The sequence below is a fragment of the Klebsiella sp. HMSC16C06 genome (assembly GCF_001808325.1).
Classification (GTDB): Bacteria; Pseudomonadota; Gammaproteobacteria; order Enterobacterales; family Enterobacteriaceae; genus Klebsiella; species Klebsiella variicola.
The window spans coordinates 346,703-364,279 of the sequence record NZ_KV792984.1 but is presented as its reverse complement, the minus strand read 5'-3'; the positions used below and the strand labels follow the sequence as shown (position 1 = coordinate 364,279).

Annotated in this window: 22 protein-coding genes and 2 pseudogenes; 10 read left to right on the top strand and 14 right to left on the bottom strand. The window is 59.7% G+C overall.

Annotation, left to right across the window (positions count from 1 at the left end):
* Positions 1–120, bottom strand: a pseudogene (locus HMPREF3142_RS29755) (tautomerase family protein); the annotation flags it as partial.
* A 175-nt stretch (positions 121–295) separates the two neighbouring features.
* On the opposite strand from HMPREF3142_RS29755, the pseudogene HMPREF3142_RS29750 reads away from it, so the two are divergent.
* The 3 genes and pseudogenes from HMPREF3142_RS29750 to HMPREF3142_RS27350 all read left to right on the top strand — a co-directional run.
* Positions 296–364 (top strand): annotated as a pseudogene (locus HMPREF3142_RS29750) (hypothetical protein); the annotation flags it as partial.
* An 82-nt stretch (positions 365–446) separates the two neighbouring features.
* The gene (locus tag HMPREF3142_RS04085; protein ID WP_004184000.1) at positions 447–641 is read left to right on the top strand and encodes a hypothetical protein; all 195 of its coding nucleotides are present in this window, start codon (positions 447–449) and stop codon (positions 639–641) included.
* Between the two features lie 18 nt (positions 642–659).
* Positions 660–1,142 (top strand): Hcp family type VI secretion system effector, encoded by a 483-nt coding sequence (locus tag HMPREF3142_RS27350; protein WP_077270018.1) that lies wholly within the window; start codon positions 660–662, stop codon positions 1,140–1,142.
* A 48-nt stretch (positions 1,143–1,190) separates the two neighbouring features.
* On the opposite strand, the gene HMPREF3142_RS04080 is transcribed toward HMPREF3142_RS27350, so the two are convergent.
* From HMPREF3142_RS04080 to HMPREF3142_RS04060, 5 genes are all read right to left on the bottom strand, one after another.
* On the bottom strand, positions 1,191–1,571 hold the full coding sequence (locus HMPREF3142_RS04080; protein ID WP_023322594.1) for a tautomerase family protein: 381 nt from the start codon (positions 1,569–1,571) through the stop codon (positions 1,191–1,193).
* The gene (locus HMPREF3142_RS04075) at positions 1,562–1,882 is read right to left on the bottom strand and encodes a carboxymuconolactone decarboxylase family protein (RefSeq protein WP_008804942.1); all 321 of its coding nucleotides are present in this window, start codon (positions 1,880–1,882) and stop codon (positions 1,562–1,564) included. Before HMPREF3142_RS04075 ends, HMPREF3142_RS04080 begins: the two co-directional genes overlap by 10 nt.
* A gap of 156 nt (positions 1,883–2,038) precedes the next feature.
* On the bottom strand, positions 2,039–2,800 hold the full coding sequence (gene tam / locus HMPREF3142_RS04070) for a trans-aconitate 2-methyltransferase (RefSeq protein ID WP_012541762.1): 762 nt from the start codon (positions 2,798–2,800) through the stop codon (positions 2,039–2,041).
* A 202-nt stretch (positions 2,801–3,002) separates the two neighbouring features.
* Positions 3,003–3,293, bottom strand: coding sequence for a hypothetical protein (locus tag HMPREF3142_RS04065; RefSeq protein ID WP_008804940.1), 291 nt, complete (start codon positions 3,291–3,293; stop codon positions 3,003–3,005).
* A gap of 216 nt (positions 3,294–3,509) precedes the next feature.
* Positions 3,510–4,697 (bottom strand): MFS transporter, encoded by a 1,188-nt coding sequence (locus HMPREF3142_RS04060; RefSeq protein ID WP_008804939.1) that lies wholly within the window; start codon positions 4,695–4,697, stop codon positions 3,510–3,512.
* A 229-nt stretch (positions 4,698–4,926) separates the two neighbouring features.
* Between HMPREF3142_RS04060 and HMPREF3142_RS04055 the strand changes: the two genes are divergently transcribed.
* Positions 4,927–5,373, top strand: coding sequence for a VOC family protein (locus tag HMPREF3142_RS04055; protein WP_008804938.1), 447 nt, complete (start codon positions 4,927–4,929; stop codon positions 5,371–5,373).
* Positions 5,374–5,411: 38 nt separating this feature from the next.
* Here the strand turns inward: HMPREF3142_RS04055 and HMPREF3142_RS04050 are convergent, their stop codons facing one another.
* On the bottom strand, positions 5,412–5,837 hold the full coding sequence (locus tag HMPREF3142_RS04050; protein ID WP_047666556.1) for a VOC family protein: 426 nt from the start codon (positions 5,835–5,837) through the stop codon (positions 5,412–5,414).
* Between the two features lie 208 nt (positions 5,838–6,045).
* On the opposite strand from HMPREF3142_RS04050, the gene HMPREF3142_RS04045 reads away from it, so the two are divergent.
* Complete coding sequence (locus tag HMPREF3142_RS04045) at positions 6,046–7,203, top strand: YbfB/YjiJ family MFS transporter (protein WP_042947419.1); 1,158 nt, start codon at positions 6,046–6,048, stop codon at positions 7,201–7,203.
* On the opposite strand, the gene HMPREF3142_RS04040 is transcribed toward HMPREF3142_RS04045, so the two are convergent.
* Positions 7,200–8,045 carry a LysR substrate-binding domain-containing protein gene (locus HMPREF3142_RS04040; RefSeq protein ID WP_012968254.1) on the bottom strand — a complete coding sequence of 282 codons (846 nt, stop codon included), beginning with the start codon at positions 8,043–8,045 and terminating at the stop codon, positions 7,200–7,202. The genes HMPREF3142_RS04045 and HMPREF3142_RS04040 overlap by 4 nt on opposite strands.
* A gap of 89 nt (positions 8,046–8,134) precedes the next feature.
* Between HMPREF3142_RS04040 and HMPREF3142_RS04035 the strand changes: the two genes are divergently transcribed.
* Entirely contained in the window at positions 8,135–9,193 is a 1,059-nt protein-coding gene (locus HMPREF3142_RS04035) for an NAD(P)H-dependent flavin oxidoreductase (protein WP_022066158.1), read from the top strand.
* A 10-nt stretch (positions 9,194–9,203) separates the two neighbouring features.
* On the opposite strand, the gene HMPREF3142_RS04030 is transcribed toward HMPREF3142_RS04035, so the two are convergent.
* The 4 genes from HMPREF3142_RS04030 to HMPREF3142_RS04015 are packed head-to-tail and all read right to left on the bottom strand — an operon-like array spanning position 9,204 to position 12,506.
* The gene (locus HMPREF3142_RS04030) at positions 9,204–9,863 is read right to left on the bottom strand and encodes a methionine ABC transporter permease (RefSeq protein WP_004217626.1); all 660 of its coding nucleotides are present in this window, start codon (positions 9,861–9,863) and stop codon (positions 9,204–9,206) included.
* Positions 9,860–10,651, bottom strand: coding sequence for a methionine ABC transporter ATP-binding protein (locus HMPREF3142_RS04025; protein ID WP_008804932.1), 792 nt, complete (start codon positions 10,649–10,651; stop codon positions 9,860–9,862). The genes HMPREF3142_RS04030 and HMPREF3142_RS04025 overlap by 4 nt, the downstream gene beginning before the upstream one ends.
* Complete coding sequence (locus tag HMPREF3142_RS04020) at positions 10,648–11,454, bottom strand: MetQ/NlpA family ABC transporter substrate-binding protein (RefSeq protein WP_002904638.1); 807 nt, start codon at positions 11,452–11,454, stop codon at positions 10,648–10,650. Before HMPREF3142_RS04020 ends, HMPREF3142_RS04025 begins: the two co-directional genes overlap by 4 nt.
* Positions 11,455–11,477: 23 nt before the next feature.
* Complete coding sequence (locus tag HMPREF3142_RS04015; protein ID WP_016161003.1) at positions 11,478–12,506, bottom strand: isopenicillin N synthase family dioxygenase; 1,029 nt, start codon at positions 12,504–12,506, stop codon at positions 11,478–11,480.
* A gap of 283 nt (positions 12,507–12,789) precedes the next feature.
* On the opposite strand from HMPREF3142_RS04015, the gene HMPREF3142_RS04010 reads away from it, so the two are divergent.
* From HMPREF3142_RS04010 to HMPREF3142_RS04000, 3 genes are all read left to right on the top strand, one after another.
* Positions 12,790–13,053, top strand: a complete 264-nt coding sequence (locus tag HMPREF3142_RS04010) for a VF530 family protein (protein ID WP_002904643.1) — start codon at positions 12,790–12,792, stop codon at positions 13,051–13,053.
* Between the two features lie 21 nt (positions 13,054–13,074).
* Complete coding sequence (locus tag HMPREF3142_RS04005) at positions 13,075–13,386, top strand: cupin domain-containing protein (protein WP_004143501.1); 312 nt, start codon at positions 13,075–13,077, stop codon at positions 13,384–13,386.
* Between the two features lie 177 nt (positions 13,387–13,563).
* Positions 13,564–14,319 (top strand): VOC family protein, encoded by a 756-nt coding sequence (locus HMPREF3142_RS04000; RefSeq protein ID WP_023297599.1) that lies wholly within the window; start codon positions 13,564–13,566, stop codon positions 14,317–14,319.
* Positions 14,320–14,328: 9 nt separating this feature from the next.
* Here the strand turns inward: HMPREF3142_RS04000 and HMPREF3142_RS03995 are convergent, their stop codons facing one another.
* Positions 14,329–15,273, bottom strand: a complete 945-nt coding sequence (locus HMPREF3142_RS03995) for an AraC family transcriptional regulator (RefSeq protein ID WP_012968250.1) — start codon at positions 15,271–15,273, stop codon at positions 14,329–14,331.
* A gap of 105 nt (positions 15,274–15,378) precedes the next feature.
* Between HMPREF3142_RS03995 and HMPREF3142_RS03990 the strand changes: the two genes are divergently transcribed.
* Positions 15,379–16,617 (top strand): MFS transporter, encoded by a 1,239-nt coding sequence (locus tag HMPREF3142_RS03990; protein WP_022066161.1) that lies wholly within the window; start codon positions 15,379–15,381, stop codon positions 16,615–16,617.
* On the opposite strand, the gene hpxE is transcribed toward HMPREF3142_RS03990, so the two are convergent.
* Complete coding sequence (hpxE, locus tag HMPREF3142_RS03985) at positions 16,594–17,568, bottom strand: molybdenum cofactor-independent xanthine hydroxylase subunit HpxE (RefSeq protein WP_032700970.1); 975 nt, start codon at positions 17,566–17,568, stop codon at positions 16,594–16,596. The genes HMPREF3142_RS03990 and hpxE overlap by 24 nt on opposite strands.
* Positions 17,569–17,577 lie beyond the last annotated feature (9 nt).

The following is a 17,577-nucleotide window of genomic DNA, read 5'->3' as shown; positions in this document are numbered from 1 at the left end:
CATCACGTCCTGCGGGCTGACCGCCATCTCATCGGCTAACCGCGCACAGAGCCGACGATAAAGCCTCTGTTTCTGCGCCCGGCTGCGCGGTTTTCCGGCGAAAATATGAAACAGCACGAAGTAATAGCTAACTGAGATATTTTTAATCGGGCAGGGTGCGAGTGAATTTAAACAAAAAAGAGTAAAGTCAATATTACTATCAAGACCATCTTTTTATAAGTACATTGAAAGGCCAGATGATCATAAGAAATATATGCAGGAACAATGAATAATCTAATAAAGGAAGGGTCTGATTATGTATTATAGGGATTTCATTATTACCTCTATCGAGGCAGAGCGTATTCTGGCCATGAAATTTGATGAAGTATTAGTTCCTTATTTAAATCCGATGATTATTTCTGATGATGAACTTGCTGAATTACTTATTAAATTAATGAGGTGAATGGATGGGTTTCTTGAAAAGATGGTTAAAGGAAGAATTCATTCTTTTTTTATGGGGGTGGGGCATTGTATTATTAATCATTGTATTTAGCATGATTGCAGTCTCTCTTTTCCCTGACATTGCCATTAACTTAATAGGACTTTTTATTTTATTAATCATTGGGTTTCACGTTGTTGTTTGGTTTAAAGTTAAAAACTGATATGAAAGAGGAGGGGTAATGTCAAATCCAGCATATTTATGGTTAACTGATGAGAATGATTCGCCTATTATAGGTTCTTGCCTGATGCCCACACGTACAGGTTCCATCGAATTGCGCGCAGTGAATCATCATGTTTGGTTACCTACCGATAATAATTCAGGAAAGCTGACGGGAACCCGTCTTCATACACCGGTTAAAATTCAAAAAGAGTTTGACAGAACAACCCCTTTGTTATTTAGGGCTCTTTGTGAAGGTCGAACCTTAAAATCGGCAACGCTAAAAATGTACAGAATAAATGAGGCGGGACTGGAAATTGAATATTTTAACATAGCGATGGCGAATATTAAGATTACGGCAATCACACCAAATTTACATCCGGCCGGAATGACAAGTACTCACCTTGAAGACATTGATTTCCGTTATGAGACGATCACCTGGAGATACACAGAAGGGAACATCATGTATCGTGATTCATGGAACGATCGCTGTTGTGCCTGGTAGCAAATAATATAGTGCTGAAACGCGGCGCCTCATGCGGCGCCGCCGGCGTTATTCATCCGCCATCTTCCCTGCGCTAAAACTCCAGTCCTCCCGCTGGTTAAACTGGATAACCACCATCACGTCCTGCGGGCTGACCGCCATCTCATCGTCTAACCGCGCACAGAGCCGACGATAAAGCCCCTGTTTCTGCGCCCGGCTGCGCGGTTTACCGGCGAAAATATGAAACAGCACGAAGCGGGTGCTGCGTCCGTCGCTGAGGTAGTTCGGGTCGTAAATGCGCTGCTCGTCGGCGGCCTGCTCGATAAACTGAAATTTATCTGCTGACGGCACGTCGAACTCTGCCACCAGACACTCATGAAAGAGCGCCGACAATTGAGCAAACTCCGTGGGACGCCAGGCCGTGCCAAGCGATATGCGGGTCAGGGGCATGGTGTCTCCTGCTCATTCAGACAGGTCAGGGCGCTGGCCGCCGCCGGCCAGCCGGCATAGAACGCCAGATGGGTGAACAGCTCGACGATTTCGGCCTGGCTCAGGCCATTTTGATAGCCGAGAGCAATATGCCACGGCAGTTGCTGGGTTTTACCCAGCGCCGTCAGGGCAGAAAGGGTGATCAGGCTCCGTTCGCGGGGCGACAGATCGCGGCGAGCCCAGATATCACCAAACAGTACCGTTTCGGTCAGTTCGGCCAGTTTTGGCGCAATGGCGGCCAGGGTGTTGCGATTAACAGCGCTATTTTCCACAGTGACTCCCGTTATTGAGTGTTGAGATGGCAATCACTGTCGCATGCCGGGAAAGAGGTTGAATATCGCAATGTTCAGGATATTTCGTCCTGATAAACAGGATGATTTTTCACCCTGTTCTCCTTATTCATTGCCACGCTTAAGCGCTCATTCCGGTTAGACGTCGATTTTTCGCGCCACGATAAACAACCTGGGGAATCGCAGGAGCACCTTTCCGTTACACTGTAACGGATAGTGTTCGGCCAGTAGTTCGACATAGCGTGTCAGAAATGCGTTTCTGGACTGCTCGTCCAGGCCGGCCAGATAGGGACGCAATCCGGTCCCCTGCAACCAGTCGCTTATCGCCTGATGGGAAGCGAGGGGATGAAAATAGGTGGTGCGCCAGATATCAACTTCACAACCCTGACGGGTCAGCATGTCATACCAGGCGTCCGGCGGGAGTAAGGGCTGGCGCCCGCGGTCCGGTAATCCCTGCTCGTCGGCGACCTGGCGCATCAGGGTATGCGAAGGTTCCTGCCAGTTATCCGGCATTTGCACGGCCAGCGTTCCGTTGACGGCCAGCTGCGCCACCAGATGTGGAAACAGCGTCTCATGATCCGCCAGCCACTGCAGAGAGGCGTTCGCATAGATCACGTCTACCGGTTGCGCAGGCCGCCAGCGGGCAATATCGGCGTCGATGAACTCACAGTCGGGTAAGGCCTGTGCCGCCTGAGCCAGCATGGCCGGGGAGTTATCGATACCGGTGATTGCCGCCAGCGGCCAGGCGGCGCGCAGCAGGCGGGTGCTGTTTCCCGGCCCGCAGCCAAGGTCGACAACGTGCTCAACCTGCAGATGGGCAATACGCGAGAGCAGGTCGGCCGCGGGGCGGGTACGTTCAGCGTCAAATTGCAAATACAAAGAAGGGTTCCAGTCAGCCATAGCGCGGTCCTGTGTGAGGGAAGACTGGGCAAAGCATAGAACGCCACAGGCAGCCTGTCAGCCGCCGAATGTTACCAGCGGTAACCCACTTCGTGACAGTGTCACAAAAAGAATAAACATCAGTGGGGTTTTCGCGTCTGGTCGGTACGCTCAGGGAAGCGGTGGGATGGACAGACACTGCGCCCGCTACGGGCGCAGTGTCTTATTCGGCGTTCTTGAGCGCTTCAGCGCGGCTGGCGGTGGCGTAAACAAAATCCAGCATCGGTTCGAGATCGGTGTCGTAACCGGCCTGAATGATTTTACCTCGCAGCCATTCAATTTCGCTGGTGATATCGGGCGGGAAGATGTTGTTATCCTGCGCCCGGCGCAGCCATTTCAGCAGAAAGTTATTCTTTCCTCTGATACCGCCCGATTTTTTCGACTTTCCGTGCATCTTCAGCGCGACCAGGACGCAGTAATAGAAATGAACGCGCTGATTAAAACTTTGGTGCATGTCTGTGTTTCCCGCCAGAATCAGGAATTCACCGTGTGGGTCAGTGATTCGGATTGGACTACGGCGCCGGGCTGGATCGTTGTGCGATCTCTGTTGTTCTCCGCTACCGTCCTTGCATCTGTTGTCAGACGCTGAGGAGGATGTTGGCATGGAAGCCGAATCGTCGTCAATTGCCGATTCGTTTTTTGCCTGCGGCGATCCGCGGGCCAGGCCTGACTACGTTCCTGAGACGGCTCGCTGTTGTCGCTGGACGCGTAAAATGAGCAGGAAAGCGAACACCACGACAATCGCCGCCAACAGATATAGCGTGGCGAGGTCGTAGAAGCCGGCGACCCATCCGGCCAGCGGCCCGGTGAGTCCCAGCGCCAGGTCAAGAAACGCCGAGTAGGTGCCGAGGGCGGTCCCCTGGTTTTGCTCTTCCACCTGTTTGACTGCCTCGACCCCTAGCGCCGGGAAGACCAGGGAAAAACCCGAGCCGGTGAGAAAGGCGCCGACGCCAGCCACCCAGGCTGACGGCGCCAGCCAGATCAGCAGCAGGCCGAGACACTCGATCACAAAGCAGACCAGCGAGACCGGGACCCCGCCATAGCGGGTAATGGTATTTCCCAGCACCAGGCGGACGCAGATAAAGCCGACGCTGAACAGGGAGAGGGTAAACGCCGCGCCCTGCCAGCTGTGCGCCGCAAAATAGAGGGTGATGAAGGTGGCGATAACGCCGAAGCCAACGGTACCAAAGGCCAGCCCCAGGCCATAAGGCCAAATTTTTCGTACCACTGCGTGAAAGGGCGCTCTGACACCGGCAGTCACGCTGACATCCTGGCGGGTGCGGGCAAACAGCAGGCCGATGGCGGCCACCACCACTACCACCGTGGCAAATCCGCTAATGCCGAAATAGTGGTTAAGAGTGACCCCCAGCGGCGCCCCGATCGCCATGGCGACATAGGTCGCCACGCCATTCCAGGAGATCACCCGCGAGGTATGGATCGCGCCGACGGTTTTGATCCCCCAGAGCGTGGCGCCGGTCGCGGTAAAGCTCTCGCCGACACCAAGAAACACCCGGCCCGCCAGCAGCGCGGCGATGGCCAGCATCGGCGTCGCCTGCAAAAGCACCGCCAGCAGGGTGAATGCTCCGCTCAGCAGACAGCAGATGATCCCGAGACTGACCACTTTTTTCGGGCCCCAGATATCGGTATAGCGCCCGGCGTGCGGTCGACTGATCAGCGTTGAGATGTATTGCAGGCTGATCACAATCCCGGCGACAAAGGTGCTGTAGCCCAGCTGATAGTGAATGTATCCCGGCAGTACGGCCAGCGGCAGGCCGATGGAGAGATAGCAGATACAGGTGAAGACAACGATCGAAATGATGCGCAAATTGAGTTGCGTGGTGCTGACGGAAGTGCTCATAGGGATAAGTGATTAATACAAGGGATGTTTAGCATAGCGCGCCGCGAGGACGCTGGCGAGTCGCGAGGGCGTTTTATCTGTCACCGATGAAGTCGCCGTCTGTCCGAAGGGGCGCAACGGTCTGTACCGTCGATGATGTTGTGCATGCGCCCGCCATTAATCGGGTTTGCCGCTGGCGCCTGCGTACGGGCATGATGGCGTTAGCTTACCACCGCGTTCAGGAGAGAACATGTCCCACGATTTCGCTGATATTGACGTTTTGTTCATTGCGGGCTTCGGTCCCATCACCCGCAGCACGTCGCAAAGCCGTGACTTCTATTGTCAGGCGTTGGGTTTGCCGCTAAAGCCGATGCCGGGTAACGAGGCGTATCTCCTCAGCGAGCAGGATGCCATCGGCGGGGTGAAACATTTCGCGCTGTGGCCGCTGGCGCAGGCGGCGCAGTCCTGTTTTGGTCAGGACCAGTGGCCGGAGACGGAGCCGGTGCCGCAGGCATGGATTGAGTTTGAGGTCCGCGACCTGGCTGCGGCGACGGCGCGGCTGCAGCAGCAAGGATACCGCCTGCTCGTCGCGGCGCGCGACGAACCGTGGGGACAGACGGTCACCCGTCTGCTCAGTCCGGAAGGGCTGCTGGCCGGACTCACGGTGACGCCGTGGCTGCGGGCGGAAGAGCCATAGCGCCCGCGCCGGACGCGGCGCAGGGCATATAGGGGAGGTCATTGATTCTCCTCGTGATGGGAAGCGCTTCGTACTTCCCCCCAGGCGCGGTTTTGCAACACGGTGCGATAGCCGTCGCGGTCGACGAAAGTGACGCCATTGACCTCCCAGTAAGGGTTAAACGCCGTGACCCGCAGAAACCCGGCGGCGTCCATGGCGGCGCACTGTGCTTGCCATTCCGCCTGCTGTGGGTAATACAGCACCAGCAAATCTTCATCTCCTGGCGAGGGAGTGACGGGATGGTGGCGACAGTGGGTGAATTCCAGATGCCAGCCCGCGTCGGGCGCGCCGAGCATAATCCCGCTGAATCCTTCATGATCGGTAAAGCTGCCGAGCTGCTGAAGCCCCAGCCCGGCGCAATACATGCTGGCGGTGGCGTCCAGTTCACTGACCGGTCTGGCAATACGCATATGGCTGAACAACATAATGGCTCCCGTAAGCAAAAGCTCAAGTTGATACTGTACCGGTAAATCGGCCCGGCGTGTGTTAAGACGTGCCCGGGCGCCATTTTCTCTCTGTCAATACCATAGCGGATTAACGTCCGCCTTGCGCCGACATTCTCTCTTACTCATAATAAAAAAAGAATTATAAAATACTATTGTTCTTAATATGAGAATCATTGTGAGGTGGTGGATGAATAACAGATCGCGCCAGGCCATATGGCTGGCACTGGCTGGGTCGATAGTACTGATGATCGGCATGGGCTACGGGCGCTTTGCCTTCACCGGCGTGCTGCCGCTGATGCTTAATGAAGGTCTGTTGACCCTGCACCAGGGCAATCTCGCCGCGTCGGCCAATTACGCTGGTTATCTGGTCGGCGCGTTGCTGCTGGCGCGGGTGCAGCCTGGGGCCGCCAGCCGACTGAGCATTATCTCCGCCGGGTTGACCATCGCCAGCCTGGCGCTGCTGGCCTGGGTGAGCTCGCCGTGGACCATTATTGCGCTGCGCGCCGTCGCCGGCGCGCTGAGCGCGATAACGCTGATTGCCGGTTCGCTGTGGCTGCTGGAACATATGGGCCATCATCACGGGGCGCCGTTGCTGTATGCCGGGGTGGGGCTGGGGATATTTTTCTCTGCGGAGGGGATCGCCCTTGGACATGCCCTGAGCCTCACCAGCCAGCAGATCTGGCTGCTCTGCGCATTATGCGCCGGTCTGCTGCTGGCGCTGGCGATCCGTTGGCTGCTGACTCCGCCGGCTGCACTGGTGAGGGTTTCCCATGTTGAGACCTCCTTGCCTGAGGCCGGGAGCGATACGCGTCGCGCGGCGTGGCGACTATTGATGGTTTACGGCCTGGCGGGTTTCGGCTATATCATCACCGCCACTTATCTGCCGTTGTTTCTGTCCGGTTCGCTGCAGAGCGTTGACCCGGTCCATCTGTGGGCGCTGTTTGGTCTGGCGGCCGCGCCGTCCTGCCTTATCTGGCATAAGCTGGTGCTAAAGTGGGGGTACCGGCAGGCGCTGACCCGCAACCTGATCGTCCAGGCGCTTGGCGTGATCCTTCCAGCCTGCAGCGCTTCACTGCTGTTTTGCGTGCTAAGCGCGCTATTGGTGGGCTTTACCTTTATGGGCACCGTCACCATTGCGCTGCCGAAGGCAAAAAGTCTCAGCCATCAGGTGAGCTTCAATATGATTGCCGCGATGACTGCACTGTACGGCGTGGGACAGATTGCCGGGCCGCTTATCGCCGGCGCGCTGTATCAGATCGCGGCTTCATTTAACCCGGCGCTCTATGCCGCGGCGCTGGCGCTGCTGATTGCCGCAGGGCTGGTCTTTACCGAACGCCGGGCTTAGCCAATCGCCACGCTTTGCAGCAGCTTGCGCCACTCGTTAAGCGCGGGGGCGTTCAAGCCGCTGCGCCAGATAAGCTGGGTGGTCGCCTCGCACAGCGGTTCGCTAAGGCAGTTTTCGGGAAGCGTCATCTGCGACAGCACGCTCTGCGGCAGCAGGCAGGCGTAGCGTCCGGAAGCCACGCAGGCGAGCATGCTGTGATAGGAGTTGACCTCATGCACCTCGACGGCCGCCTGCTGCTCCGCCAGCCAGCGTTCGCCCAGCGCGCGGTAGCTGCAGCCGCTGGCGAATGCCGCGAACCGCAGCGGGCCCGGGGTCTGCGGACGGACCAGCATCAGCGTTTCATAAAACACCGGGGTGCATGCCAGCTCGGCGGGACAGGCCGGTTGACCATCGGCCCCAGGCGGCAGGCAGACCAGCGCGGCATCGAGGGCGGCGGTTAACACTCCCTCGGTTAACTGGCGGGTCGGTTGGGTGATAAGGGTGATATCCACCTGCGGGCACCGTTGTTGAAAGCGGGTAAGCAGCGGCGGCAGCCGGCTGGCGGCGGTCGCCTCCATCGCGCCCAGACGCAGACTGCCGCCTGGGGTTGTCGGATGCAGAGCCTGCTTTGCCTCTTCCGCCAGGCTCAGGATCCGCCGGGCATAGCTGAGAAACTGCACGCCTGCCGGGGACAACACCATTTTTTTGTTGCCGCGAACGAAGAGCTCAACGGCAAGTTCCTCTTCCAGCTGCTGAATGCGGGTCGTGATATTGGACTGTGCGCGGCCCAGCCGTTTTGCTGCCTGGGTGACGCTCTGCGTTTCTGCCACCTGAATGAAGATCTCTAGTGTGCTGTGGTTCATATTTTTCTTCTCAATACGATAATGATGTTGATCTTACCATCTTTAAAGGAGATGGTAAGCCTCCGACACCGCTAATGCATGAGGAAACCATGAGCAACCCGCTGCTTTCGCTTATTGATATTGATTATCCCCTGATTCAGGCCCCGATGGCGGGCGTCTCCACCCCCGCGCTGGCTGCCGCGGTAAGTCATGCCGGCGCGCTGGGCTCACTGGGGCTGGGTGCTTCAACCGTTACCCAGGCGGAAGCGATGATAGTCGCCACCCGCCAGCTGACGGACCGTCCGTTCAATGTCAATCTGTTCTGCCATGCGCCCCCCCGGCGCGACGCCCGGCGGGAAGCCGACTGGGCAACAACTTTACGACCCCATTTTGCCCGCTATGGCAGTACGCCACCGGATTCGTTAAGCGAGATCTACCAGACATTTATCGGTCATGCGCCGATGCTGGAGCTGCTTCTCGACCTGTCGCCAGCGGTGGTGAGTTTTCATTTTGGTCTTCCTGAACGTGAGACGATCCAGCGTCTGCGACAGCAGGGGATTGTCACCCTGGCGACGGCAACCTCGCTCCAGGAGGCGCTGCTGATTGAACAGCAGGGGATCGACGTAGTGGTCGCTCAGGGCTATGAGGCGGGCGGGCACCGGGGGATCTTTGCTCCGCAGGAGCCTGATGCCCAGCTGAGCACGTTCACCCTGGTGCAACTTCTGCGGCGTCGGCTAACCATTCCGGTGGTAGCCGCCGGGGGCATCATGGACGGGGCGGGGATCACCAGCGTAATGCAGTTGGGGGCGCAGGGCGTTCAGCTCGGTACAGCGTTTTTATTGTGTCCGGAATCGGCCGCCGACGCCGGTTATCGCGCGGCGATCAACAACAGCATTGACGGACGTACGGTGCTGACCTCCGCGATATCCGGGCGTCCGGCACGCTGTCTGGCGAATGCCTTCTGTGCGCTGGGGGAAGCCTGTCCGGCGAGCGCCGTGCCGGATTATCCGCTGGCGTATGATATCGGCAAAGCGCTGGCCGCCGCCGCGAAAGCCCAGGGCGTTCATGAGTATGGCGCCCACTGGGCCGGGCAGGGTGTGGGGTTGATCCGCGAGTGTGACGCCGCCAGTCTGGTTCGTCAGCTGGCGGCAGAGTGCGGCTGGAACTAGTGTCTGACGGTTAGCGACGGTGGGCCAGGCTGCGCACCAGCCGATCGCCGGCCATTTGCACGCCCTGCACCATCGCCACCAGGATCAGCACCGTGCCAAACATGACTTCATTATTAAACCGCTGATAGCCGTAGCGGATGGCGAGGTCGCCGAGTCCACCGCCGCCGATCACACCGGCCATGGAGGAGAAACCAATCAGCATCACGATGGTCAGCGTGATCCCGGCCAGCAGCGTTGGCAGGGCTTCCGGCAGCAGGGATTTAAAAATCACGTGCCAGACGTTACCGCCCATCGACAGAATGGCTTCGATTCTCCCGTAGTCCACCTCGTCGAGCGCGTTTTCCGTCAGACGGGCAAAGAACGGAAAGGCGCCGATGGTCACCGGCACGATGGCGGCGGTGCTGCCCAGCGTGGTGCCGACGATCAGGCGGGTAAAGGGGATCAGGGCGATCAGCAGCACGATAAACGGCAGCGACCTGCCGATGTTGATCACCGCGCCTAACAGCGCGTTCAGTTTCGGCATCGGCGCCAGCCCGTTGGCGCGGGAAATAAATAACAGCACGCCGGTGGGCAGCCCGATCAGCACGGTAAACAGGGCCGCCAGGCCCACCATATAAAGCGTATCCAGCGTGCCGTCGAGTAATAACGGCCACAAATCTTCCCAGCTCATGCTACTCCGCATAATGGCCTCCCCTGAACGCCGTGACGGGTAAGAAAATCTTGTTCAGCCTGCGGGTCGTGCAGCAACGACTGGCGCAGCCGCGACCATGGGGTCACCAGCAGGTCGGCGAGTTTACCGCTCTCGACAATCTCGCCCTGTTCCAGCAGCGCCGCGTGGTCACAAATGGTTTTCACCACCTCCAGCTGGTGCGTAATCAACACGATGGTCAGATTGAGGCGCTGGTTAATATCCGCCAGCAGGGCCAGCACCGAGGCGGTGGTCTCGGGATCCAGCGCACTGGTCGCCTCATCGCACAGCAACACTTCCGGCCGGGCGGCCAGCGCCCGGGCGATGCCGACGCGCTGTTTTTGCCCACCGGAAAGCTGCGACGGGAAGGCGGCGGCCTTTTCGCTGAGATCCACCAGCTCCAGCAGTTCGCGCACCCTGGCCTCGCGAGCGGCCCTCGGCACTCCGGCAATCTCCAGCGGCACCGCGATGTTGTCAGCGACGGTGCGGGCATGCAGCAGATTGAAGTGCTGGAAAATCATCCCGGTGCGCAGGCGATAATCCCGCAGCGCCGCCTTGTTCAACTGGGTAATATCCTGTCCGTTCACCAGAATGCGGCCCGAGGTGGGCCGCTCCAGTAAATTGAGACAGCGGATGAGCGTACTTTTGCCGGCGCCACTGCGCCCGAGAATGCCGTATATTGCCCCTTTCGGTATCTGCAACGCGATATCGTTCAGCGCCGGTCGGCCGGTTCCGGCGTAGGTTTTGCTCAGCCCTTCGATGGTTATCATGACTGAGGGGCCACCGGGATCACCGAGCCGTTGTAGGTTTTACGGATAAACTCCGCCACCTGCGGTGACGTCAGATCTTTCGCCAGCGCCTTAATGCGCGGGTCATTCGCCAGGGCTGGGGTGGTCACCAGAATATTGGCGTACGGATTATGCTCGGCGCTTTCCAGCCCCAGGGCATCTTTCGCTGGCACCAGGCCGGCTTCCAGCGCGTAGTTACCGTTAATCACCGCCAGGTCGACATCGTCGAGGGAACGCGGGATCTGCGGTGATTCAATCTCCAGAATCTTCAGGTGTTTCGGGTTCTCGACAATATCCTTCGGCGTCGCCAGGGTGGTGGCCGGGTCGGTAAATTTGGGATCCAGCTTAATAAGCTTCTGCGCCTGCAGCAGGAACAGCGCCCGGCTCAGGTTGGTGGTGTTATTCGGCACCGCCACGGTGGCGTTTTCCGGCAGTGATGAGAAATCTTTATGCTTATGCGAGTAAATTCCCAGCGGCTCAATATGCACGGTGGCCGCGACGGCAAAGGTTTTACCCAGCGCTTTTTCCTGATCCTTCAGATAGGGAACATGCTGGAAGTAGTTGGCATCCACATCGCCACTGGCCAGCAGTTCATTGGCGTTGACCCCGCTGGTCAGCTCCACCACCTTCAGATCGAGGCTGGGATCGATTTTTTTGATGTAGTTGAGGATCTCCGCGTGGGGAACCGGGTCCGCGGCGACGCGCAGCGCGGCAGCCTGGGCAGACGTCCATGCCAGAGAAAGAGACAGTGCGACCCCTGCCAGTTTAAAAGCGGCATATTTCATGGTGTGTTCCTTTTTAGTTATGGTTAAACGATCAATTGCTCGGCGCGTTCGCGAAACACGTCCTGATAGTAGCGTTCCGCCACGTCCGGATGGGAACGCAGACGGCCCTTGAGATAATTCCAGCCGACATCGCGTAGCAGCGGATTGTGCGGGTCGCTGTCCGGACCTCGCGCTTCACGCGCCAGTTCGGGCGGCAGGGTGTAAACCGGCACCACCGCGTCAAGCTGGGCGCCGAGGAAGAAAGCGATGGAGAGGCGCTGCTGCTGCGCCGGCGGCGACACCACGCGATGGACGGTGGCGCGCAAATACCCGTTGGTCGCCAGCTCCAGCAGTTCGCCAATATTGACCACAAAGCTGCCGGCCAGCGGCACGGCGTCGATCCATTGTCCAGGCGCGACCTCTACCTGCAGTCCTTTCTGTTCGTCCTGCAGCAGGAAGCTGAGGAAACCGGAATCTTTATGGGCGCCGACGCCCTGGCTGCTTTGGGTCTCCTGCTGGCCGGGATAGCGGATCAGTTTGATATGCTCGTTGGGTTTCTCGCCGTAGAGCCGGTCAAAGGCATTCTCCGGGAGCTGCAGGGCTTCGGCAAAAGCGCGCAGCAGGCGGATGCCCACCTGGGTCATCTGCTGTTGCCAGTGAAGTAACACCGGTTTAAGCGACGGCAGGGCGGCAGGCCACAGATTCGGACCCTGCAGGCGCTGCCAGCGCGGGGCGTCGTCGCTGAGGGTCAGCGCCGGACGTTCGGCGCCGATATCAAACTGCTCTCGCCAGTCAGGCTGGCCGCGCGTCAGCTCTGAGGCCGCGCGGTTATAGCCGCGAAAATGGGGGGAGTGGATCATTGCCACCTGCTGTTTCTGCGCCTCATCGAGAGCAAAAAAGCGTTGAGACTGGCGCTGAACTTCATACTGAAGCGCGTCGTCCACACCGTGGTTGATCAAATAGAAGAAGCCGATGTCGCGGGCGGCGTGACGCAGGTCGGCCAGGAAGGCCGCTTTATTCGCGGGGTCCGCGTAGCGGGCCAGGTCGAGAATCGGCAGGGTGGTCGCGTTCATTGTGTTCTCCGAAAACGGGGTAATAAGTTATGGGTTGATTCAGGTTCAGGGTTCGGGCACAACAGCAGCGCATGGTGATTTCCTCTGTCCGGGGCTGAACACAGCTTGCCTCAAGGCCAAATAAGCAACCAATAACGTTATTTTCTAATTTATGACCGCGCGGGGTTCAGTGCTTTTGCGTTAAATAGATATAGGCGCAAAGCGCGTAATGAAGCCGGTTGCGCCCGTCGGTCAGAGCCAGTAAGGTAGGCGCACTTTTTTAATGCGGAACGGACGTATCGTAATGCACAGCTCGAAAGATCCCCTGCACGGCGTGACGCTGGAAGCGCTGCTCAATGCCCTGGTGGCGCGCTATGGCTGGGCGGAAATGGCCCGCCAGGTCAACATTAACTGCTTTAAAAGCGATCCCAGCATTAAGTCCAGCCTCAAATTTCTCCGCCGGACGCCGTGGGCGCGCAAAGAGGTGGAGGCCATGTATCTCGCCTCCCTTGATGATGACGCGCCGGTGGAGAAAGCGGATCCCTGGGCAAACTGGCAGAAAAAATAACCCTTACCACAGGACACCATCATGCAGAGCTGGAGCAGTAAAGATTTCACCGCCGACCGCGCGTGGGGCGCGCTGGATATCGCCAATTTTTCCGGGACCACCGTGCGTCTGCACTGGACCGACCAACCCTATATCTGGCACATCAACGATGGTCAGGAGGTGTTTGCCGTGATGGATGGTCAGGTGGCGATGCATGTGAAAGTCGACGGCGAGGAACAGGTCATCATGCTGAACGCCGGCGATATCTTCTACGCCGGGGTGGGATGCGAGCATGTCGCCCATCCGCAGGGGGCGGCGCGTATTCTGGTGATCGAGAAAGAAGGGTCGGTCTGATCCCTCCGGCGGGCGGTTCTTAGCCCGCCGTTTCATCACCGGTTAGACTCAACATACCGCGTTGATATAAATCACTTATCCAGCTTTCGATATATTTAATTCTTGTTTGCCATTCCCTTCACCCCAGCACTATCTTTTGCCGCAGGCGCCTGAACAGGCACAATCGCGGGAGAGATCATGGCAACCTTGCAGTGGGACCACGCAGTACAGTTTGTGAATCAGCCGGAAGCGGCCATTCAGACCTTTGCCGACCAGCAGCTGCGGGCGGTGGCCGGAGGGCGACATCCGGGGTGGGGAACCCGCAATGCGCTGAGCTATTTTGGCCTGACCTATATCGAATTCCTCGCCATTTCCGACCCGGACGAACTGCGCGCCGCGACGGACAGGTTCCTGCTTTCGCGGGATGCCGAGCGGTTGCTGCCGGAGAACGAAGCGCTGTTTCGGGTGGCGCTGCGCAGCGACGACATCGAGGCCACTCATGACCAGTTGCGTCGCAAGGGGTTGGCGGTATCACCGATTGTCGATGGTCAGCGCAACGATCCGCAGGGCAATATCATCCGCTGGCGGATCTTCACCATCGATGGCGACACTGACGGGCTGGTCTATCCATTTGTGCTGCAGTGGGGAGAAGACGATACCACCCGGCTGGCGCGGCTGCGCGCTCAGGAACTGGACGTGCCGCACCCGCTGGGCGACATTGCGCTTGAGCAGGCGGTGTTCGAGGTGGTCAATCCGCAGGCGGTACGCGATCGCTGGCAGGCGCTGCTGGGCTTCCCGCCACAGGGGGAGCAGGGACTGGACGTGGGCGGCCAGTGGTTTACTTTCCGCGAAGGACCCGCTAACCAGCTGACCGAACTGGTGTTTCGCGTCGCCAACCCGGCGCTTAAGGGGCAGCGCTTTCGCGTCGGCAACGGCGTGTATCGCTTTACATAAAAGCTGAATCTAGCGTGCTGTGGCGCGCAGGGCCCCCGGCGGATGGCCGGTGATGCGTTTGAAGGCCCGGCTGAAGGCCGCCAGCGATTGATACCCGAGGCTGAAGGCGACCGTTTCCAGCGCCTGGCCTTCGTGGGTGATGTACTGCACCGCCAGCCGCATACGCAGCTCGGTCAGATAGCGGGCGGGGGTGGTGTCTGTCGCGGCGAGAAAACGTTCCGCGAACAGCGAGCGTGAAAGCCCCGCCTCCCGCGCCAGATCTTCCACTTTCCAGTTGACCCCCGGGCGCTGATGCATGGCATAGATCGCTTTTGCCAGCCGGGGATCGCGCAGGACCTGTACCCAACCGGTGGCGTTGCCACATCCGCACTCTACCCAGCCGCGGACAATCAGCGCGGCCACCACGTCCGCCAGCCGGGCGAGGATCCCGGCATAGCCTACCTGGCGGGTGAGGGATTCCCGCTCCATCGCTACCAACAGCGGCTGGATCTCCGGCCAGGTGTTTAGCAGGCTGCTGACCCGCATCACCTCGGGCATGGCCTTCACCAGCGGCTGCATGCCGCCGAGCTCAAAATCCATACAACCGCTGAAAATGACGGCGCGCTCCGGGCAGTCCGGGCGGCCGCCGGCGTTGATACAGCTTACCGTGCTGCACACCGTTTCGCTGGGCAGCTGGGCCACATTGACCACCGTGGCCTGCGGATCAGAAAGCAGGGCGTGCCCGTCGCCGTTGGGAATAAACAGTGCATCGCCGCTCTCGAGGGTGAACTGTTCTCCGCTGGCCATGCGCAGCAGCACCGGCCCGCGGCTGATGAAATGGAACTGGGCTTTACCCGCCACGGCGCTAAAGCCGACGCCGAACGGGCGTGCGGTTTCGATGCGCCGGTAGTTAACGCCGGAGAGGCGCATCCCGCGCAACAGTTCGCTGGTCAGGTCGATGCCAGGCTGGCTCATGGTAATTCCGGACGAATAATCAATAACTGAAGAGTATGCATCATATATCGTCCGAAAGTAAGGCCCTAAGATGACCAGGATGTTAATAAACCTGGAGAGTTGTATATGAGTTCCTGCATAGCTGCTGACGCGAGCCTGTCACCCGCCAAACCTGCCTGGCGCGCCGTCTATGCCCTGGCCCTCGGGGTGTTCGGCCTGATCGTGGCCGAGTTTCTGCCCGCCAGCCTGTTAACGCCGATGGCCAGCAGCCTCGGCGTCAGTGAAGGGATGGCCGGACAGGCGGTCACCGCGACGGCGCTGGTGGCGTTAGTCACCGGCCTGCTGATCGCCACCGCCACCCGCAATATTGATCGCCGCTGGGTGCTGATGTTCTTTTCCGTGCTGCAGATAGTCTCCAGCCTGATGGTCGCTTTTGCCGATTCGCTGGCGTTTCTCCTGCTGGGCCGTCTGCTGCTGGGGGTCGCCATCGGCGGCTTCTGGGCGATGTCCACTGCCACGGCGATGCGTCTGGTGCCGGCGGCCCATGTGCCGAAGGCGCTGGCGATCATCTTTTCCGCGGTGTCTGTCGCTACGGTGGTAGCCGCGCCGCTCGGCAGCTATCTTGGCGAGCTGATCGGCTGGCGCAACGTATTTATTCTCTGTGCGATACCCAGCCTGCTGGCGCTGCTCTGGCAACTGTGGGTGCTGCCCTCCATGCGTCCGGAGAGCGTCGGGACTTTCTCCACGCTGTTCAGGGTGCTGCGCCGTCCCGGTATGCTGGGCGGCATGCTGGCGACAATCCTGATTTTTAGCGGCCATTTCGCCTTCTTTACCTACCTGCGGCCGTTCCTTGAGACCGTGGCGCAGGCCAGTGTCGAAGGGGTCTCGCTGATATTGCTCGGCTTCGGTATCGCTAACTTTATCGGCACCTCGGTGGCGAGCTATCTGCTGAGCCGTAGCCTGCGCCTGACCCTGGCGCTGGTGCCGTTGATGATGAGCGTTCTGGCGCTGCTGATGGTGACGTTTGGCCATCTGACCATGCTGGACGGGCTGCTGGTCGCCCTGTGGGGATTTGCCTTCGGTCTGGTGCCGGTGGCCTGGTCCACCTGGCTTGCCACCACCGTGCCGGATGAAGCAGAAAGCGCGGGCGGTCTGCTGGTCGCCTCTATTCAGCTGGCCATCAGCGCCGGGGCCGCCGGCGGCGGGGCGGTGTTTGATTTGCACGGCGCCAGCGGCGTCTTCACCGGCAGCGGTCTGCTGCTGTTGAGTGCGATGGTGATTGTCTTCGCCGCCGTGCGGGTGAAACCGGTCGCCAGCGCTGACCAGCCGGAGACGGGCCGCTTATCCCGCGAGATCGATAACTAAATTGGCCGACAGGCTGCGGGAGCAGCACAGCGCAATATGCTGCTCTGCGGCCTGTTTTTCCGCCTCCGACTGCACGGTATCCCGGTGGTCGACGGTTCCCTCCCGCACCGGCGTCAGGCAGGCGCCGCAGATCCCCATCTCGCAGGAGAGCGGCACCGCGACGCCATGCTCCTGTAGCACCTGGGCGATGGTTTTGTTCCCCGGGACCGGCCAGCGTTCCCCGGTGGAGGCGAGGGTGATGGTGAAGGTTCCGTCCGCCGCCGACGCTGCCGTCGGGGCGGGCGGCTGGAACGCTTCGCTGTGCAATTGCGCCTCCTCCCATCCGGCCGCCCGCGCGGTATCGCGAACCCGGGCCATAAATCCGGGCGGACCGCAGAAGTAGACCCGGGTGTCGGCGTGCGGAGCCCCCAGATCCTGCGCCAGCCGCTGGCGCGGACTCTGCCCCTCGTCTGAGCAGTGGATCTGGCAGATTCCACCGGTTAGCTGGCGGGCGATCTCGGTGGCGAAGGCGGCCTCCTGCGCACGGCTAACGTAATAGTGCAGCGTAAAGCTGGCGCCGGACGCCGCCCGGGCGTGGGCCATAGCCAGCAGTGGCGTAATGCCGATCCCGGCGGCGAGAAGCACCACATGGCCGCCCTCGTGCAGCGGAAAGTGGTTGCGCGGGGCAGAGATCATCAGCGGTTGTCCCGGGCGCAGGGTGTCGTGGACATAGCCTGAGCCACCGCGGGACTGCGCCTCGCGGGCGATGCAGAGCAGATAGTGATCCCGTTCGGCCGGGCTGCCGGTCAGGGAGTACTGGCGGATCAGCCCGCAGGGAAGATGGAGATCGATATGGGCGCCGGGTGTCCACGCCGGCAGCGGTTGCCCCTCGGCGCTCACCAGACGAACGGCCAGATTTTTCGCGCCCTGACGCCACAGGCCATCGACCACCACGGGGAATATGTCGCGCATATGACCTCC

Coding starts and splice junctions, on each gene's coding strand:
- HMPREF3142_RS04085 (WP_004184000.1), top strand. CDS start 447: ATGGGTTTCTTGAAAAGATGGTTAAAGGAAGAATTCATTCTTTTTTTA.
- HMPREF3142_RS27350 (WP_077270018.1), top strand. CDS start 660: ATGTCAAATCCAGCATATTTATGGTTAACTGATGAGAATGATTCGCCT.
- HMPREF3142_RS04080 (WP_023322594.1), bottom strand. CDS start 1,571: ATGCCCCTGACCCGCATATCGCTTGGCACGGCCTGGCGTCCCACGGAG.
- tam (WP_012541762.1), bottom strand. CDS start 2,800: ATGGCTGACTGGAACCCTTCTTTGTATTTGCAATTTGACGCTGAACGT.
- HMPREF3142_RS04065 (WP_008804940.1), bottom strand. CDS start 3,293: ATGCACCAAAGTTTTAATCAGCGCGTTCATTTCTATTACTGCGTCCTG.
- HMPREF3142_RS04060 (WP_008804939.1), bottom strand. CDS start 4,697: ATGAGCACTTCCGTCAGCACCACGCAACTCAATTTGCGCATCATTTCG.
- HMPREF3142_RS04055 (WP_008804938.1), top strand. CDS start 4,927: ATGTCCCACGATTTCGCTGATATTGACGTTTTGTTCATTGCGGGCTTC.
- HMPREF3142_RS04050 (WP_047666556.1), bottom strand. CDS start 5,837: ATGTTGTTCAGCCATATGCGTATTGCCAGACCGGTCAGTGAACTGGAC.
- HMPREF3142_RS04045 (WP_042947419.1), top strand. CDS start 6,046: ATGAATAACAGATCGCGCCAGGCCATATGGCTGGCACTGGCTGGGTCG.
- HMPREF3142_RS04040 (WP_012968254.1), bottom strand. CDS start 8,045: ATGAACCACAGCACACTAGAGATCTTCATTCAGGTGGCAGAAACGCAG.
- HMPREF3142_RS04035 (WP_022066158.1), top strand. CDS start 8,135: ATGAGCAACCCGCTGCTTTCGCTTATTGATATTGATTATCCCCTGATT.
- HMPREF3142_RS04030 (WP_004217626.1), bottom strand. CDS start 9,863: ATGAGCTGGGAAGATTTGTGGCCGTTATTACTCGACGGCACGCTGGAT.
- HMPREF3142_RS04025 (WP_008804932.1), bottom strand. CDS start 10,651: ATGATAACCATCGAAGGGCTGAGCAAAACCTACGCCGGAACCGGCCGA.
- HMPREF3142_RS04020 (WP_002904638.1), bottom strand. CDS start 11,454: ATGAAATATGCCGCTTTTAAACTGGCAGGGGTCGCACTGTCTCTTTCT.
- HMPREF3142_RS04015 (WP_016161003.1), bottom strand. CDS start 12,506: ATGAACGCGACCACCCTGCCGATTCTCGACCTGGCCCGCTACGCGGAC.
- HMPREF3142_RS04010 (WP_002904643.1), top strand. CDS start 12,790: ATGCACAGCTCGAAAGATCCCCTGCACGGCGTGACGCTGGAAGCGCTG.
- HMPREF3142_RS04005 (WP_004143501.1), top strand. CDS start 13,075: ATGCAGAGCTGGAGCAGTAAAGATTTCACCGCCGACCGCGCGTGGGGC.
- HMPREF3142_RS04000 (WP_023297599.1), top strand. CDS start 13,564: ATGGCAACCTTGCAGTGGGACCACGCAGTACAGTTTGTGAATCAGCCG.
- HMPREF3142_RS03995 (WP_012968250.1), bottom strand. CDS start 15,273: ATGAGCCAGCCTGGCATCGACCTGACCAGCGAACTGTTGCGCGGGATG.
- HMPREF3142_RS03990 (WP_022066161.1), top strand. CDS start 15,379: ATGAGTTCCTGCATAGCTGCTGACGCGAGCCTGTCACCCGCCAAACCT.
- hpxE (WP_032700970.1), bottom strand. CDS start 17,568: ATGCGCGACATATTCCCCGTGGTGGTCGATGGCCTGTGGCGTCAGGGC.